This is a genomic window from Bacillus cereus group sp. MYBKT14-1, assembly GCF_051915185.1.
Taxonomy (GTDB): domain Bacteria; phylum Bacillota; class Bacilli; order Bacillales; family Bacillaceae_G; genus Bacillus_A; species Bacillus_A cereus.
This window is the reverse complement of sequence record NZ_JBQAEF010000003.1, coordinates 189,740-207,438: the sequence shown is the minus strand read 5'-3', so window position 1 is coordinate 207,438 and position 17,699 is coordinate 189,740. Positions and strand designations below refer to the sequence as shown.

Genomic DNA, 17,699 nt, shown 5'->3' with positions numbered 1-17,699 from the left:
ATTCCTATGTCGATATGTTGGGAGACAGAAACAAGAATTATTAAAATCTATCTTTACAACTTGCTATAATTGTGCAAAATAAATATAAAACTTATATATGCTTTTCAAGAAACCGTAGGTGATATAAATGAAAAAACAAACACATGTAAGTATTCTTATAAGCATTGTATTGCTGTCTATAACGCTTCACTATGTAGCAATGCCTTTTGTATATGAATACTCATTTCCTTTTCAGCTATTAATCGGAACGAGCACCCTATTAATTGATATTATCGCTTGTAGTTATATACTTTATTTTTCAAACATGAAAGAAGGGCTATCTCGTTTATTTTGGATCATATTATCTGTTGGAGCTCTCTCTTATTTTATCGGTGATATAGTCGTTGCCTATCAGCGTTTAATTGTAAAGGACTTCTATACGTTCGTTGATCCATCTGACTTTTTTTACTTACTTTTTTTAGTTAGCTTTACGTTTGCCTTTCTATACGAAATCATTTATAACCGAGATTTATTAGAAAAACTTTTTATGCTATGTGATATTTGTATTATCGTTACAGCCCAATTTACTTTAAGTTACTACTTACTTATTGAACGAACTATTCACATCTTTACAACATCCTATATCGACATATTTGTTCAACTTACCTATCCAATGGCTGATTTACTCTTTTTCTTAATAGGAATCAACCTTTTATTCAAACCACTATCCTTATTACCTAAAAAGGTCGGTGCACTTCTTGGCAGTGCTTTAATTTTATATGCTACTACAGATGCGATTTATGCTTATATAAAATACTTCATACCAGAGTATTCTATGTTTACAGTTACTCCTTTCTATCAAGTAACCTTAGTACTAGTAGCAATCGCCTGTATTCTCCATACAAAAAAGCCTGAAAAACAAGAACAAGTACTACTAACACCTAAAATTGGCGAATCAATCCGATTATCATTACCGTATATTTCGGTAGTAATGCTTATTGTTTTTATATTAGTTGAATACGTTTTTGCGCCTATTATAGTAATCGGACTTATAATAACTTTTTCTTTCGTTCTCATACGTCATAGTTTAGTTCGAAAACAAAATAAAATATTATTGATCGCTCAAATGCAATTCAACTCAGAACTCGAGAAACAAATTAAACTACGTACAGAAGATTTAGTAGAACAGAAAAATGAACTCTACCATAATCAACAAATGTTTAAATCTTTATACGAGCATCATCCAGATCCAATCTTCACATTAGATTTGTACGGTAATTTTCTCAAAGTAAATAACGCTGGTACTACTTTACTCGGTTATCAAACGAATGAATTATTAAACCAGCCTTACTACTCACTCATATACGAAGAAGATTTAGAAGAAATGATTAACGCCTTTCATCGCGTGAAAAAGGGATATTCTATTTCTTTAGAAATACGGGCTTACCATAAAAACAGAGATATTTACTACTTGCACGTTACCGCCGTACCGATCTTTTTAAAGGAGAAAATTTCTGGGGTTTATTTAATGATTAAAGATATTACGGAAAGCAAACAACAACAAGAGCAAATTAATTTCCTAGCATACCATGATACTTTAACAGAGCTTGCAAATCGACGTGCATTTCATCAACATTTAGAACAGGCAATTGCGCGAGCAAAAATATCGAAAAAGCCTTTTGCTGTTATGTTTCTCGACCTAGACCGTTTTAAAGTTATTAATGATACCCTCGGTCATCGAGTAGGAGACCTATTGCTCATCGCAGTAGCAAAAAGGCTCGAAATAATAGCAACATCAAATATGAAACTCGCGCGGCTAGCTGGGGATGAGTTCACAATCCTTATCGAGAATTACAAAAAAAAGCCAGATGTCCAAAAAATAGCTGATAGGATTGTGGCGGTCATGAATGAGCCATTTGAAATCGAAAATCAACATTTACAAATCTCACCGAGCATCGGAATTGCAATATATCCTGAAGCAGGTGAAGATCCGCTATCCATTTTGCAGCATGCTGATATGGCCATGTACGAAGCAAAGAATAAAGGAAAAAACGGTAGCTCTCTTTACACGAAAGAACTATATAAAAAAATGGAACGAAAAGCTCGAATTGAAAAAGATTTGCCAATCGCTTTAGTAAACAAAGAATTTTATCTCGTTTATCAACCACAAATTGATACGACAACAAATAAAATTATCGGTGCTGAAGCTTTAATACGATGGAAACACCCGCTATTAGGTGACATTTCACCATGTGAGTTTATTCCAATTGTAGAAGAGACGCCACAAGTAGTCCCACTTGGACATTGGGTATTACAAGAAGCTTGTCTCCAATTAAAAATATGGCATACCTTTGGCTACCAAAATTTAAAAATAAGTGTTAATTTATCCGCAAAAGAATTCCGGCAAGATCAATTAATCGAAAACATTTCACAAATATTAAACGACGTGCAAGTCGACCCAAAATATGTAACCCTTGAGTTAACAGAAAGAATTGCAATGATTGACGAGAAAGAAACATTATTGAGACTGAAGCAATTAAAAGAGTACGGTATCCAAACTTCCATTGATGACTTCGGTACTGGGTATTCTTCTCTTGCTTATTTATCAATTTTTCCAATCGACACATTAAAAGTACCGAGAGAATTTACACAATTAGCTGATCATCGTCCTGAAGAACGAGCCATCGTTTCTACAATACTTTCCCTCGCAAACACTTTAAATCTTTCAGTCGTTGCCGAAGGAATTGAAACCGAAAAACAGCTTAAGTTTCTGCAAAAACATAACTGTAAATATATGCAAGGTTACTATTTCAGTAAACCACTTACTAGTAATCAATTTATAAAATTTCTACAAAAAACCCCCAGTATGAACAAATAATTCATACTGGGGGTTTTATAGTGCTAAATTTTTTTCTCATAATATTCTTCTGCAATCTCTTCGTAAAAAGCTGCAGATGTCGTATAGAAATATGGAATTAACCATAAGAATCCAATCCCTAACGTAATACAACTTAATATAAACCAGCCAATAAAACTTAAACATAAAATGAAATACTCCATCTTATGTCCATCCATCATACGACGACTTTCTGTAATAGCTTGGTTCAGTGAATACTCAGGATGATCGTTTATAATAAAGTACGTCATCGCATAAGAAAATGATTTAATAATACCTGGAATAATGAACAATAACGTCCATAAGAAAAGATAAAGATTTACTAATAAATATAATAAAAATGATTTTAGAAATCTCTTTCCCTCTGAAAACCAAATGAATACATTACCAATACTAGCTTGCTTTTCACGAAGGATATTTAAACCAAGGTAATATCCACCTAAAGTTAACGGTCCAGTAACAAAAAATGTAAGAATATTCGTTGAAAGTGAACCATTTGTTTTTTGCCAACCGAAAATTAAAGAAAATCCCCAATCAACACTAAAACTAAAAGCCGTGATAAGAATTGAAATGAGTAGTGTAGCTCCAACAGCTAATCCCCATTTTCCTTCTAATGAATCTAGTGCTTCTCCTTTTAAATCACTAATCATGCGTAGCCTCGCCTCCTATACACAATAATTCTATTAGTATAGCATGTTCCTATTGAAATTCACCTTTTGAAATGTAGCGATAAAAGTGTGCTGTCGTCGTACTCATATACGGACTAAGCCAAAGAAATCCTATTCCAAAAGTAAGAAGCGCTAAAATAGCCCATCCTATGAAGCTCAGCCATAAAAGAAACAAATCTAACTTATGACCCTTCATAAGATTCTTACTTTCCTTCATCGCCTGCGAAACACTATATTCTGGATTTTCAATCATCACATAGTACGTCAGTGCATAAGAAAAATACATCACAATCATACCAACAATTGAAATTGCTAATAGTACGAAGAAAGCTATTGCAAATGACGTATTCCCTTCTTCACCTAACAATGCAAATAAGCCTATTAACAGCATCGGAATCCATGTACCTGTATATAACAAAATCGCAAGCATTGCCCACATTGTTTTCATCATTCTTTTAAAGCCACGAAATCCTTCGAATAAGTAATCTACTTTAGCATCTTCTCGTTTACTAATCTGTAAAAATACATTTGTATAACCATATGACGTAATCCCATACGATGCGTTACTCAAAATTATCATAATGCAATAGAAAATTCCAAAGGTAATACCTGCTCCAATTGACATCGTTTCCTCTTCAAATGATCCAGTTAAGCTTACAACTGAGAGAAATATAATAATTCCTGGAATTAATAGTATAAGCATTGCAGCCAGCGAAACAACATAACTTAAAATAAAATATAAAATTGTTGATCCAACACCTAGTCCCCATTTTCCCTTTAAAGAGTACAATGCTTCTCGCTTCATTTCACCAATCATTGATCCATCCCCTTTATGAAATATAAATTGTTGTACACTTCTACTTATACAAGCATCAATATAATTATACCAGTTTTGTAAAATTATCCATAAAATACACAAAAAAAAATCCGTAAAGGCAAAGCCCTTACGGATTTTTTTACTTCATATCGGAAACGTTCAAACGGTTCACAGCACGTTGTAATGCCATTTCTGCACGTTTAAAGTCAACATGTGCTTGTTTATCTTGCAGACGTTGCTCAGCGCGACGCTTCGCTTCATTTGCACGATGGATATCGATATGGTTTGCTTCTTCAGCAGATGATGATAATACAGTCACTTTATCTGGACGAACTTCGATAAAGCCACCGCTTACTGCTACATAATCAGTGTGTCCACCATTTTTCAGACGAACTGCACTAATTTTTAATGGTGCAACAGTTGGAATGTGACCTGGTAAGATCCCCATTTCCCCACTCTCTGCTTTTACACTTACCATTTCTACTTCTTTTTCGTAAACCGGTCCATCAGGAGTTACAATACTGACTGGAAATGTCTTCATACTTCGTCCCTCCTAAGGCCTTACGCCATCATTTTCTTCGCGTTTTCAATAACTTCTTCAATGCCACCTACTAAGCGGAATGCATCTTCTGGAAGGTCATCATATTTTCCTTCTAGAATTTCTTTGAAACCACTAACTGTATTCTTTACAGGTACGTAAGAACCTTTTTGACCTGTAAACTGCTCAGCTACGTGGAAGTTTTGAGATAAGAAGAATTGAATACGACGAGCACGATGTACAACTAACTTATCTTCTTCAGATAACTCATCCATACCTAAGATAGCGATGATATCTTGAAGCTCTTTATAACGTTGTAAAGTTTGCTGTACTTGACGAGCTACTTCATAATGCTCTTCTCCTACGATTTCTGGAGAAAGTGCACGAGATGTAGATGCTAATGGATCTACGGCTGGGTAAATACCCATTTGCGTTAAACGACGCTCTAAGTTTGTTGTTGCATCTAAGTGAGCGAACGTTGTAGCTGGTGCTGGGTCAGTATAGTCATCGGCTGGTACATATACCGCTTGGATAGACGTGATAGACCCTTTATTTGTAGATGTAATACGCTCTTGTAATTGACCCATTTCTGTTGCAAGTGTTGGTTGGTAACCTACCGCAGATGGCATACGACCAAGAAGGGCAGATACTTCAGAACCCGCTTGCGTGAAACGGAAGATGTTATCGATGAACAGAAGTACGTCTTGTCCTTGCTCATCACGGAAATGCTCAGCCATTGTTAAACCTGTTAATGCAACACGTTGACGTGCTCCAGGTGGCTCGTTCATTTGTCCGAATACCATCGCAGTTTTCTTGATTACGCCAGAATCGCTCATTTCGTGGTATAAGTCATTACCCTCACGAGTACGCTCACCTACACCAGCGAATACAGAGATACCACCGTGCTCTTGTGCGATGTTATTGATTAACTCCTGAATTAATACTGTTTTACCTACGCCGGCACCACCGAATAGGCCGATCTTACCACCCTTAATGTAAGGAGCAAGTAAGTCTACTACTTTAATACCAGTTTCAAGAATTTCTACTTTAGTAGATAATTCTTCGAATGCAGGTGCTTGACGGTGAATTGGATCACGGTGTACATCCGCAGGAAGTTCACCATCTAAGTCAATTGCATCACCTAATACGTTGAATACACGTCCAAGTGTTGCATCACCAACTGGTACAGAGATTGCTTTACCAGTATCTTCTACTTCTGTGCCACGAACAAGTCCATCTGTGGAAGACATCGCAACTGTACGAACTGTATCATCACCTAAATGAAGTGCAACTTCAAATGTTAAGTTCATGCTTCCGTTTTCGTTGCTTTGTTTTACCGTAAGGGCATTGTAGATTTCTGGTAGCTTTCCGCCATCAAACTTAACGTCTACAACCGGACCCATGATTTGCGTAACGCGCCCTTTATTCATCGGGTTCCCTCCTAGCTTTCTTTTAATTAGCTACCTCTATCAGAGAAGTTAGCTTTTAATTTTTTATTAGTTTAGCTTACGCGACTCTCCTGAAAGAGCCGCTTCCGCTTTTTATTGAATCTAGTTCCAGCGGCTAGAACAGTCGGTCATTTCGCGCCTTCCTGCGAGGCAAACTTCGCCTCTTCGTCAGGAGCTCCAATGCCCTTCTGTTCTGGACGAGCCGCTTCCACTTTTTATTACTATTCTAACGCTGCTGCTCCACCAACGATTTCCGTAATTTCTTGCGTAATCGCTGCCTGACGCGCACGGTTGAATGAAAGTGTAAGTGAATCGATAACTTCCATTGCGTTGTCTGTAGCACTCTTCATTGCTGTCATACGCGCTGCGTGCTCACTTGCTTTACCGTCTAGTAATGCACCGTACACTAAGCTTTCTGCGTATTGTGGCAATAGTACTTTTAAAATTTCTTCTTCAGAAGGTTCGAATTCATAAGCTGTCGTCGGTTTGTCAGACGCCACATCAGTAAGCGGTAAAATTTTATTTTCCGTTACCTCTTGTGAAATTTTACTTACGTAATGGTTGTAGTAAATGTACAGCTCATCATAAGCACCATCTGCGAACATCGCAATTGCTCGAGAAGCAAGGTCTTTAATATCAGTAAATGATGGGTGGTCAGATAATCCAACTACTTCATCAATAATGTTAAAGCCGCGACGTTTTAAATAATCACGTCCTAGTCGTCCAAGCACAATAATAGAATATTGGTTTGAATCCATATTATGACGTTCACGAATTACGTTACTTACTGTACGTAATACGTTACTGTTATAACCACCTGCTAGTCCGCGATCAGACGTAATAACGATGTATCCTGTACGCTTTACAGGACGCGCATTTAGCATTGGATGATTAATCCCTTTGCTTCCTTGCGCAATGCTCGCTACTACTTCTTGAATCTTTTCCATATACGGAACGAAAGATTTAGCATTTTGCTCTGCACGGTTTAACTTAGATGCAGATACCATCTCCATCGCTTTCGTAATTTGACTCGTTTTCTTTGTCGAGTTAATCTTCGCTTTTATATCGCGTAAAGATGCCACAGGTTTTCACCACCTTTTTTCCGGAAGTTGGCACGATTAGTAAGAATCCTCTTCCTAATCTACGTTGCAAGATATTCTTGCTCATGATTGAAGGAAAAGAATAGGTGCACCTACTCTTTTCCTTTACATGACCTTTAGCAATCTCAGAGCCCGAGATGCCTTTTATATATACTATCTAGCTCCAGCGGCTTGAATGAGCCGCTTCCGCTTTTATTAATCTAGTTCCGCCTCCTAGCCCCTTTCGTCTAAGAACCTTCCCCACAAGAAGGTAAAAAGCACCTTCTGTGAGAAAGAACCTTAGCCGATGGGGCTGAACAGTCGGCTCCACTTTTTATTATTATTCAGAAGCTACGAATACTTTTTTAAATCCATTGATTGCTGCTGCAAATTTGTCGTCATCCGCAAGTTTCTTAGTTGTGCGGATTTCTTCTAATAAGTCAGTCGCATTAGAATCTAACCAAGCATGGAATTCTTCTTCAAAACGAGTGATATCTACTACTGGGATATCATCTAGGAATCCACGTGTTAAAGCGTAAAGAATGATAACTTGTTTCTCTACACGTAACGGTTTGTGTAATCCTTGTTTTAATACCTCAACAGTACGAGCACCACGGTTTAATTTCGCTTGAGTTGCTTTATCAAGGTCAGAACCGAACTGAGCGAACGCTTCTAACTCACGGTAAGATGCAAGGTCAAGACGAAGTGTACCTGATACTTTACTCATTGCTTTAATCTGAGCAGATCCACCTACACGAGATACAGAAGTACCCGCATCGATCGCTGGACGTACGCCAGAGAAGAATAGGTCAGATTGTAAGAAGATTTGTCCATCCGTAATAGAAATTACGTTTGTTGGGATGTATGCTGATACGTCCCCTGCTTGTGTTTCGATGAAAGGTAGTGCAGTTAAAGAACCGCCGCCTTTTGCATCACTTAATTTTGCTGCACGCTCTAATAAGCGAGAATGTAAGTAGAATACATCCCCTGGGTAAGCTTCACGACCTGGAGGACGACGTAATAGTAATGACAGCTCACGGTAAGCCGCTGCTTGTTTTGATAAGTCATCATATACTACTAATACGTGTTTACCATTGTACATGAACTCTTCACCCATTGTTACACCAGCGTAAGGAGCTAGGTATAGTAATGGAGCTGGTTGAGAAGCAGATGCAGTTACAACGATTGTGTATTCTAATGCACCGTGCTTACGTAGTGTTTCTACTACGTTACGTACAGTTGATTCTTTTTGTCCAATTGCTACGTAGATACAAATCATGTCTTCATCTTTTTGGTTAATGATTGTATCAAGTGCAACTGCTGTTTTACCAGTTTGACGGTCACCAATGATTAACTCACGTTGACCACGGCCAATTGGTACAAGAGCATCGATCGCTTTAATACCTGTTTGAAGTGGCTCATGAACAGATTTACGATCCATTACACCTGGTGCTGGACTTTCGATTGGACGAGTGTTTGTTGTATTGATTGGGCCTAAACCATCAACTGGTTGACCTAATGGGTTTACAACACGACCAATTAGTTCTTTTCCTACTGGTACTTGCATGATGCGACCAGTACGACGAACTTCGTCACCTTCACGGATTTCTGTGTAAGGTCCTAAAATGATAATACCTACGTTGTTTTCCTCTAAGTTTTGTGCTAGTCCCATAACGCCGTTAGAGAACTCTACAAGTTCACCAGCCATAACGTTATCAAGACCATGAGCACGCGCGATACCGTCACCAACTTGGATAACTGTACCAACATCACTAACTTCGATTTCAGACTGATAGTTCTCGATTTGTTGCTTTATCAGTGCGCTAATTTCTTCAGCTCTGATGCTCATGTGCTTCACCCCTATCTATTCTTCATTAATTCACGCTGAATACGTGCTAATTTTCCTTGTAAACTTCCGTCATAAATGCGATTTCCAATACGTACTTTAATTCCGCCTAGTAAATCTTCATCTACAACATTTTTCACGCGAATTGCATCTTTTCCCGTTCTCTTTGCAAATGCTTCAGCAATGTTAAGCTTCTCTTCTTCTGATAGAAGACGAGTAGAATATACAGTTGCATCCGCTACATTACGTTCTTCATTAGCAAGAACAACATATTCATCTGCAATTTCAGGTAAGATATCAATGCGTTTGTTATCAATTAAAATATATAACGTATTTAAAATAGATTCAGAAACAGATCCGAATACGTTTGCAAGAAACGTTTTCTTTTGTTCCTTTGAAATGTTCGGTTGCGTTAAAAAGCTATGTAGTTCTCCGTTCTTTACATAAACGTTTTGTACAAGGCGTAATTCCTCTTCAAACATTTCTAATACGTGTTTTTCTTTTGCAATTTTAAAAAGAGCGACAGCATAACGTTTTGCTACAATCCCATTGCTCATCGCGCTTCTCCTACTTCTTTAATATAATCGCGAATTAACTTCACTTGATCTTCTTCTTTTAATTCTTTTTCAATTACTTTAGAAGCAATTTGAACAGATAAAGAAGCGACTTGTTCTTGTAAAGCAGCAATTGCTTGCTCTTTTTCGCGTTGAATTTCTTGTACAGCAGATGCTTTAATTGATTCTGCTTCTTCTTTCGCAGCAGCAACAATAACATCCTTTTGATCTACAGCTTGCTTTTTCGCTCTTTCGATTAACTCTTGTGCTTCAACACGCGATTGTTTTAACATCTCACGTTGTTCTTCTACTAATTTCTTCGCTTCAGCATTATTTCTTTCTGCAGCGTCGATTTCATTAGCAACATGCTCTTCACGTTCTTTCATAATTCCCATTAAAGGACCCCACGCAAATTTGCGTAGCATTACTAATAGAAGTAAGAAAATGAACAATGTATAAGCAATCGTTCCAAATGGAATGGAAGCTCCTAATAATAAAGTTGGCACAAGGATTCACTCCCTTCAAAATATCTAAATTGATCATATGAAAAAAAAAGACATACGTTTCGTTCATAAAGCAATGGCGAAGAAAGTTCGGAAAAACACTCTTCGCCATCTATGTAAGGGGAGTCTCCCTTATTTGTTCATTACGATGAATGCAATAACTACACCGATGATTGGAAGTGCCTCAACTAAAGCAACCCCGATGAACATAATTGTTTGAAGTGCGCCTTTTAATTCTGGTTGACGAGCAACACCTTCGATTGTACGTGATACGATAAGACCGTTACCAATACCTGCACCTAATGCTGATAAACCAATTGCAATTGCAGCTGCGATTACACCTAAACTCATTTAATTTGTCCTCCTTTGTATTATAAAAAAATAAATTTTTTCTTACTTAAATTATATTAATGGTCATGGCTTACTTTATGAGCCATATAAACCATCGTTAACATAACGAAAATAAATGCTTGGATTGATCCAACGAATACACTGAATCCCATCCACGCTAACATTGGTACAAGCGCACCTAATGCCCCAAGGACTGATGCTCCGCCCAACTTAGCAAGTAATCCTAATAAGATCTCACCTGCATAAATGTTACCAAATAAACGAAGACCTAACGTTAATGTGTTAGCAAACTCCTCAATAACCTTTAATGGGAATAAGAATTTCATAGGTTGGAAATAACCTTTTACGTACTCTTTCGTACCCTTCATCTTAATTCCATAATAATGGGTGAGGGTAACTACCATCACGGCTAATGTTAATGTAACTGCTGGATCAGACGTTGGTGATCTCCACCATGCAATATGTTCGCCAGCTTCAGTTGCTGAATACATGAATGGTAAACCAAGGAAGTTCGATACGATGATAAACATGATAAGCGTAACGCCAAGCGTTAAGAAACGTCCACCTGTTTTCCAGTCCATCGTACTATTGATAATCCCTTTCACGAAGTCAAACACCCATTCCATGAAGTTTTGCATCCCGGTTGGGCGAAGAGCTAAGCTGCGAGTTCCGATAACAGCGATTAAGAAAACAATAACTGCTGCTACAGTAACCATCATAACTGATGACAAATCGAACGTTAAACCTAGAAATTCAACTAATTTACCGTGTTCCACTAGTAATTCACCTCTCTTCCCTGCTCTTATACTCTAAATAAAGAAAATCTATGATCATGACAAGGTATCCTGTCAGCAATCCTACACCTAGGCCCCACATCGCGATTAACTCTTGATATTTGGCTGCAAATAAAATTAATAACCCAATCGTGGCGAATCTTGAATATGTACTTACCGCTGTTGCTTTGAACTTCACGTTTTCTCCATTTGTTACGCGATCTAGCAGCTTGTCTGTTCTACGTGCAATGATGCGCAAACTAAGAAAACTGAAAATCGTACCGATAATCAGTCCAAGAAATACATCCTTGTAAGAGGTAAATCCCCATCCTAGCACTAGAAGCGCAAGCAAGTAGTACATATATTTCTTTTGTCTTTGGACAAGTCCATGTACGTCTATCATCATTGCTCTCCCGAATAGTAATGTCGAATGAGTCGAATCATTGCGTATACCCCTGTTCCTAGTCCGAGTAATAACCCTATAATAAGAAACAACGGAAACGTTCCAACCTTATTATCAATCCACTGCCCACCAAAGATTCCAACAAGAATAGAACCGACTAATTGAGCAAGAATACCTGACATTAAAGCATAAGCTTTTATATGGCTGCGATCGTTTTTTTGCAAGGATTCATCCCTCCAATATGTAACCCTCATTCACGATGTGTTAATAATAACTCATTTTTTTGCATAAATCCTATACAAAACAAAAAGTTTACATTTTCGTCACGGAATAGATGTAATTTTGTCACTGAAAGCCCTACCATCTATCCCCGTTGTTAGCATACAATAGGGTATTAACAGTGTCAACGAGAAATCGTAAAAAATCTAAAAATTTGAGTATTAGGCATTTCCTCCCAAAAATGAAAACGTTCCCCTTCTAAATACTGGTTACATATATGCAATTTCTAACAGTTTTCTCTTTATAATAGAAGGAAATGTTCACAAGTTTGTCACTATTATATTTTCGAGATATAACGCTTTTCTTCCATAATATAGTGTTCCTCAGACGTAAGACTTCTATATTATATGTGAGGTGTATGCAACTTATGTTGTATATACGATGTATATTTATCCTCTCCCCCTCCCCTACTTGCTTACAGCAAAAAAGACGAGCTGGGGAATCTCCCCTGCTCGTCAGTTGTCTTACTTCGTTCCGAATAAACGGTCACCAGCATCACCAAGACCTGGTACTACATATCCGTGGTCATTTAATTTCTCATCTAATGCTGCTACATAAATATCAACATCAGGATGTTCTTCTTGTACTACTTTTACCCCTTCTGGAGCTGCAACGATACACATTAATTTAATTTGTTTCGCACCGCGCTTTTTCAGAGAGTTAATTGCTTCAGCCGCAGAACCACCTGTTGCTAGCATCGGATCTAGTACGATAAAGTCACGCTCTTCTACATCCGTTGGAAGTTTCACATAGTATTCTACCGGTTGCAATGTTTTAGGGTCACGGTATAAACCAACGTGTCCTACTTTTGCTGCTGGAATTAATTTCAGAATTCCATCAACCATTCCTAAACCTGCACGTAAAATCGGAATTAAACCAAGTTTTTTACCAGCGATCACTTTTGTTGTCGCTTTGCTTACAGGTGTTTCAATTTCAATGTCCTTAAGTGGAAGGTCGCGAGTAATTTCGAAAGCCATTAAGCTTGCTACTTCGTCCACTAATTCACGAAAATCTTTCGTACCTGTATTCTTATCGCGAATATATGTAATCTTATGTTGAATTAACGGGTGATCAAATACATACAGTTTTCCCATGTGAATCTCTCCTTTAGATGATATTCATGCGTTTGCACGCTTTTTTACACTATTTACGATTGTAAAGAAAACGCTACTAATATTCAAGGGCAAATTTGGCAAAATCATGATTTTACAATGAATCTATCTAGTATCTTTACCAATTATGGGAGCTGTATCCTTCATTATATCGCCAAAATTTATTCATCATTTGTATACATACTTTAAAAATAATATATGTCCAAAAAAAAGACCGCCAAAACAATTAAGTCTCGGCAGTCTTCTTCAATCTATTATAGATTTGGATACATTGGGAATTTGCTAGTTAACGCTTCTACACGCTTACGTGCTTCTTCTAATGCAGCTTCATTTTCATGATTTTTTAATGTATAAGCAATAAGTGACGCAATTTCATCCATTTCTTCTAAACCAAAACCACGAGATGTTACAGCTGCTGTACCGATACGTACACCACTTGTTACAAATGGGCTTGCTGTTTCAAATGGAATTGTATTTTTGTTCACTGTAATACCAACTTCATCTAATACGTGCTCTGCTACTTTACCTGTGATTTCTAAGTTACGAACATCGATCAAGATTAAGTGATTGTCTGTTCCGCCAGAAACAAGTGTAAGTCCTTCTTTTTGAAGACCTTCAGCTAAGCGGTTCGCATTGTTAATGATATTTTGTGCATATGTTTTGAAATCATCTTGAAGTGCTTCACCAAATGCAACAGCTTTTGCAGCGATTACGTGCATAAGTGGACCACCTTGAATACCAGGGAAGATTGATTTATCAATTTGTTTTGCAAATTGCTCTTCACATAAAATCATACCACCACGCGGACCACGTAACGTTTTATGTGTTGTCGTTGTAACGAAATGTGCATGTGGTACTGGATTTGGATGTAAACCAGCAGCTACTAAACCTGCGATATGTGCCATATCAACCATTAAATAAGCGCCCACTTCATCTGCAATCTCACGGAATCGCTTGAAATCGATAACACGAGGGTATGCACTTGCACCTGCAACGATTAATTTTGGTTTATGTTCTTTCGCTTTTGCTAATACATCATCGTAATTAATACGGTGAGAGTCAGCATCCACGCCATATTCTACGAAATTATATTGTACTCCACTGAAGTTAACAGGGCTTCCGTGTGTTAAGTGACCACCATGAGATAAGTTCATACCAAGTACTGTATCGCCTTGCTCTAAAATCGTGAAGTATACTGCCATGTTCGCTTGTGCACCAGAGTGTGGTTGAACATTTACGTGCTCTGCGCCGAAAATTTCTTTCACGCGATCACGTGCGATATCTTCTACTACGTCTACGTGTTCACAGCCACCATAGTAACGTTTTCCAGGATATCCTTCAGCATACTTATTCGTTAAAACAGAACCTTGTGCCTCCATTACTGCTTCACTTACGAAGTTTTCCGAAGCAATTAACTCAATCTTTGAACGCTGTCTTCCTAGTTCTGCCTCAATTGCAGCAAATACCTTTTCATCTTGACGTTTTAAATGATCCACCAAAATCCCCCTTTTCTGAACGAATTACATCGATTCCCAACAGTTTTTTCTTATTTATTCAGAAAAAACGAAAATTCAGGTTGTAATTCTTTCGAACCTTCATGTTTTCAACTACATTCTAACATGACTTTCTATATCATAAAAGAAAAAAAAGACCGAAAATCGGTCTTTTCTTTCTTCTATTATAAAGTCAGACAACATACCTTTTATCTTATGATAAACAGGTACTATATGACTTCCTAATTTCTCATATTTAACGGCAAGTGGTAGTCTCTTCCACTGCCGCATAGACAGCACGTGCTCCACCAATTAGTTTTCCACGTGTTTTGGCCATCGTTACATGCGCACTTCCAATTTCCTTCACACTTGTACGAACCGGAACAGCTACATGCTTTAAATGCATACCGATAAATGTATCACCAATATCCATTCCTGCATCAGCTTTAATAAACTCAACTACTACCGGATCTTTCAAATTGTGATACGCGTATGTCCCCAATGCACCACCTGCTGATCTAACAGGCGTAACTGTTACAATTTCAAATTGATATTTTATCGCTACTTCTCTCTCAACTACTAAAGCACGGTTTAAATGCTCACAACATTGAAACGCTAATTCAATACCTGTTTGCTCTTGAAATTGTTTTAACTCAGAGAAAATCGCCTCTGCTACTTCCATCGTTCCTGATGTTCCAATTCTTTCGCCTAGCACTTCGCTCGTGCTACAACCCACTACAAAAACTTGACCGCTTTGTAATGAAGCTTGTTCTTGGAAATCAGAAAGCGACATTTGCAGCTGTTCTCTTACCTTTACGATTTCTGTCATTACGCCTCTTCCTTTCACAGGTTGGTTCACCAAATTATATTTCACACTACTGATAGTTAGAATCTATTACTTTGTTTCGTATGTTTTAATTTTTCCTACGCGGTTTTCGTGACGACCACCTTCATAATCAGTTGTTAACCAGATTTTCGCGATATCACGCGCTAGACCAGCACCAATTACACGCTCGCCCATTGCTAGCATGTTAGTGTCATTATGCTCTCTCGTCGCTTTCGCGCTGAAAGTATCATGAACTAACGCACAACGGATACCATTTACTTTGTTTGCTGCGATTGACATACCAATGCCTGTCCCACAAACTAAAATACCACGATCTACTTCACCATTCGCTACCATTTCAGCTGCTGGAAACGCAAAGTCAGGGTAATCAACAGAACCAGCTTCACATTCACAACCTAAATCAATATATTCAATATTTAACTCTTCTAATAAACTTACAAGTTCTTTGCGGATATTCATACCACCGTGATCAGATGCTATTACTACTTTCATTTTTACCCCTCCAAAGTTTCAATCAATTATCTTCATTTCACACTCGCTACCTCATATAGGAAGAAGTGATCTCCAATATCGTATTATACACGAAACATCAACCTACTGAATGTTTTTTCAGTAAAGTTTGTACAAGTTTTTCCATCTCATCTAACGTTTCTTTATAAATAGAAAGCGAGCCTCCAAATGGATCTGAAATGTCCTTGCCTATACCTTCAGTTAATCCATATAACGTATTTAATTTCTTTTCAACGCTCGGATAATGCCCAAGTACAATTTGCTTATGGTTTTCTGTCATCGTTACGACAATATCAGCCCAATCAAGCAAAGTTTCATTTACTTGCTGCGCCGCATGATCAATTGAAATTCCTTTTTCAGCTAAAGCTTCCTTCGCATGTACCGATGCATCGCTCCCAGGATAGGCGAAAACACCAGCAGATTGCACTTCAAACTTATCTCCTCCGTGATGACGAAGCAACGCCTCAGCCATTGGACTACGACATGTATTGCCAGTACAAACAAATAACACTCGTTTCATTCAAACCCACCCCTATATTCGATTTCTTATCATTCATCATAACTTACATTAGAATAGAACAAAAGAAATGTGAATATACAAAAGGCGCATTTCTCTTATATTTTTTCTAAGAAAAATGCGCCTTATCCACATATATGTGAAACCCTATTTCCAAGTGCCTAGAGTATTTTAACATACATACTGAACACGCAACAAAAATAAGGAATCCATTTCATACGAAACGGATTCCTCTTATATTGCAATTATTTCATTGTAACTTTCATTACTTCTGTTGAACCTTTTGTAGCTGCTACGCCTACAGTTGTCTTAATAGACTCAGCTGCATCTGTGTTTGTAATAACAATTGGAGTAATTGTGCTTTTCGCTTTTTCACGGATTAATTCTAAGTCGAATGAGATTAATTTATCTCCAGCTTTTACAGCTTGGCCTTCAGAAACGTGAGCTTCGAAACCTTCACCTTCCATTTTTACAGTTTCTAATCCAACGTGGATTAAAATTTCTGTACCGTTTTTCGCTTTAATTCCGATAGCATGTTTTGTGTGGAATAATTGTACGATTTCACCATCAACTGGAGATACAACTACACCTTCAGTAGGATCAATTGCAACACCGTCACCCATCATACGACCAGCAAATACTGGATCTGGTACTTCTTCAATATTTTTCACTGCTCCAGTTAATGGAGCTACGATTGTTTCTTCATTTGTTTTTGAACCAAGACCGAATAATTTTTTAAACATAGGATAGTCCTCCTTATAATTTACCTAAAAGTTTATAGGGCAATCCCTAGTAAAACTCGGGATACATGTAAGACTTCATACTTCGAATATTATACTGTAAAAACGCTTTCGAAATAAATTATGTCATTACTAATAGACTCTTATTGTAGCGCTTCACAAAATTCCAGTCAATTCTGATTGTCTGAATAACAATAAGAAGTTAACTTCTATTTATATTTTCTCTTTTTTTGTCCAACTTGTCTAGAGGTCTTTACTACATTTTATTTTTTGTTGTTAATTTGTAAAATTTAATTCAAACTTTTTTCAAAATCCACTTGACTATAGTAAGTAACTATTTTATTAT

General features: G+C 37.5%; 20 protein-coding genes. 1 reads left to right on the top strand and 19 read right to left on the bottom strand.

Annotation, left to right across the window (positions count from 1 at the left end; genetic code table 11):
• The first annotated feature begins 127 nt into the window (after positions 1-127).
• A complete protein-coding gene (locus ACTFO4_RS10990; protein WP_326234514.1) occupies positions 128-2,857 on the top strand; it encodes an EAL domain-containing protein in 2,730 nt (909 codons plus the stop codon).
• A 23-nt stretch (positions 2,858-2,880) separates the two neighbouring features.
• Here ACTFO4_RS10990 and ACTFO4_RS10985 read toward each other — a convergent pair whose 3' ends face one another.
• The 19 genes from ACTFO4_RS10985 to ACTFO4_RS10895 all read right to left on the bottom strand — a co-directional run bounded on the left by ACTFO4_RS10985 (position 2,881) and on the right by ACTFO4_RS10895 (position 17,356).
• On the bottom strand, positions 2,881-3,525 hold the full coding sequence (locus ACTFO4_RS10985; RefSeq protein WP_000622466.1) for a DUF975 family protein: 645 nt from the start codon (positions 3,523-3,525) through the stop codon (positions 2,881-2,883).
• A gap of 49 nt (positions 3,526-3,574) precedes the next feature.
• Positions 3,575-4,360 (bottom strand): DUF975 family protein, encoded by a 786-nt coding sequence (locus tag ACTFO4_RS10980; protein WP_000578820.1) that lies wholly within the window; start codon positions 4,358-4,360, stop codon positions 3,575-3,577.
• Positions 4,361-4,499: 139 nt separating this feature from the next.
• Positions 4,500-4,901: a F0F1 ATP synthase subunit epsilon gene (atpC, locus tag ACTFO4_RS10975; RefSeq protein ID WP_000847211.1), complete on the bottom strand. Its 402-nt coding sequence runs from the start codon at positions 4,899-4,901 to the stop codon at positions 4,500-4,502.
• A gap of 20 nt (positions 4,902-4,921) precedes the next feature.
• Positions 4,922-6,328: a F0F1 ATP synthase subunit beta gene (gene atpD, locus ACTFO4_RS10970; protein ID WP_001032595.1), complete on the bottom strand. Its 1,407-nt coding sequence runs from the start codon at positions 6,326-6,328 to the stop codon at positions 4,922-4,924.
• 239 nt (positions 6,329-6,567) lie between these two features.
• Positions 6,568-7,428 (bottom strand): F0F1 ATP synthase subunit gamma, encoded by an 861-nt coding sequence (atpG, locus tag ACTFO4_RS10965; RefSeq protein WP_000157696.1) that lies wholly within the window; start codon positions 7,426-7,428, stop codon positions 6,568-6,570.
• A gap of 337 nt (positions 7,429-7,765) precedes the next feature.
• Positions 7,766-9,274, bottom strand: coding sequence for a F0F1 ATP synthase subunit alpha (atpA, locus tag ACTFO4_RS10960; protein WP_000027518.1), 1,509 nt, complete (start codon positions 9,272-9,274; stop codon positions 7,766-7,768).
• Positions 9,275-9,285: 11 nt separating this feature from the next.
• Positions 9,286-9,828 carry a F0F1 ATP synthase subunit delta gene (gene atpH, locus ACTFO4_RS10955; RefSeq protein ID WP_000064683.1) on the bottom strand — a complete coding sequence of 181 codons (543 nt, stop codon included), beginning with the start codon at positions 9,826-9,828 and terminating at the stop codon, positions 9,286-9,288.
• Positions 9,825-10,331 (bottom strand): F0F1 ATP synthase subunit B, encoded by a 507-nt coding sequence (gene atpF / locus ACTFO4_RS10950; RefSeq protein ID WP_001142624.1) that lies wholly within the window; start codon positions 10,329-10,331, stop codon positions 9,825-9,827. The genes atpH and atpF overlap by 4 nt, the downstream gene beginning before the upstream one ends.
• Positions 10,332-10,460: 129 nt before the next feature.
• Complete coding sequence (atpE, locus tag ACTFO4_RS10945; protein ID WP_000052064.1) at positions 10,461-10,679, bottom strand: F0F1 ATP synthase subunit C; 219 nt, start codon at positions 10,677-10,679, stop codon at positions 10,461-10,463.
• Positions 10,680-10,735: 56 nt separating this feature from the next.
• Positions 10,736-11,455 carry a F0F1 ATP synthase subunit A gene (atpB, locus tag ACTFO4_RS10940; RefSeq protein WP_000399871.1) on the bottom strand — a complete coding sequence of 240 codons (720 nt, stop codon included), beginning with the start codon at positions 11,453-11,455 and terminating at the stop codon, positions 10,736-10,738.
• 7 nt (positions 11,456-11,462) lie between these two features.
• Positions 11,463-11,855 carry an ATP synthase subunit I gene (locus ACTFO4_RS10935; RefSeq protein WP_000567600.1) on the bottom strand — a complete coding sequence of 131 codons (393 nt, stop codon included), beginning with the start codon at positions 11,853-11,855 and terminating at the stop codon, positions 11,463-11,465.
• Positions 11,855-12,079, bottom strand: a complete 225-nt coding sequence (locus ACTFO4_RS10930; RefSeq protein WP_001171223.1) for an AtpZ/AtpI family protein — start codon at positions 12,077-12,079, stop codon at positions 11,855-11,857. The genes ACTFO4_RS10935 and ACTFO4_RS10930 overlap by 1 nt, the downstream gene beginning before the upstream one ends.
• A gap of 26 nt (positions 12,080-12,105) precedes the next feature.
• Complete coding sequence (locus ACTFO4_RS10925; RefSeq protein WP_000232962.1) at positions 12,106-12,219, bottom strand: DUF4024 domain-containing protein; 114 nt, start codon at positions 12,217-12,219, stop codon at positions 12,106-12,108.
• 379 nt (positions 12,220-12,598) lie between these two features.
• Positions 12,599-13,228: a uracil phosphoribosyltransferase gene (gene upp, locus ACTFO4_RS10920; protein WP_000517539.1), complete on the bottom strand. Its 630-nt coding sequence runs from the start codon at positions 13,226-13,228 to the stop codon at positions 12,599-12,601.
• Positions 13,229-13,500: 272 nt separating this feature from the next.
• Entirely contained in the window at positions 13,501-14,742 is a 1,242-nt protein-coding gene (glyA, locus tag ACTFO4_RS10915) for a serine hydroxymethyltransferase (RefSeq protein ID WP_000349805.1), read from the bottom strand.
• Between the two features lie 253 nt (positions 14,743-14,995).
• A complete protein-coding gene (locus ACTFO4_RS10910; protein WP_000136386.1) occupies positions 14,996-15,568 on the bottom strand; it encodes a TIGR01440 family protein in 573 nt (190 codons plus the stop codon).
• A 66-nt stretch (positions 15,569-15,634) separates the two neighbouring features.
• A complete protein-coding gene (gene rpiB / locus ACTFO4_RS10905; protein WP_000869542.1) occupies positions 15,635-16,078 on the bottom strand; it encodes a ribose 5-phosphate isomerase B in 444 nt (147 codons plus the stop codon).
• A 97-nt stretch (positions 16,079-16,175) separates the two neighbouring features.
• Positions 16,176-16,616: a low molecular weight protein arginine phosphatase gene (locus ACTFO4_RS10900; RefSeq protein ID WP_000832373.1), complete on the bottom strand. Its 441-nt coding sequence runs from the start codon at positions 16,614-16,616 to the stop codon at positions 16,176-16,178.
• Between the two features lie 242 nt (positions 16,617-16,858).
• On the bottom strand, positions 16,859-17,356 hold the full coding sequence (locus ACTFO4_RS10895; RefSeq protein ID WP_000473665.1) for a PTS sugar transporter subunit IIA: 498 nt from the start codon (positions 17,354-17,356) through the stop codon (positions 16,859-16,861).
• Positions 17,357-17,699: the final 343 nt, after the last annotated feature.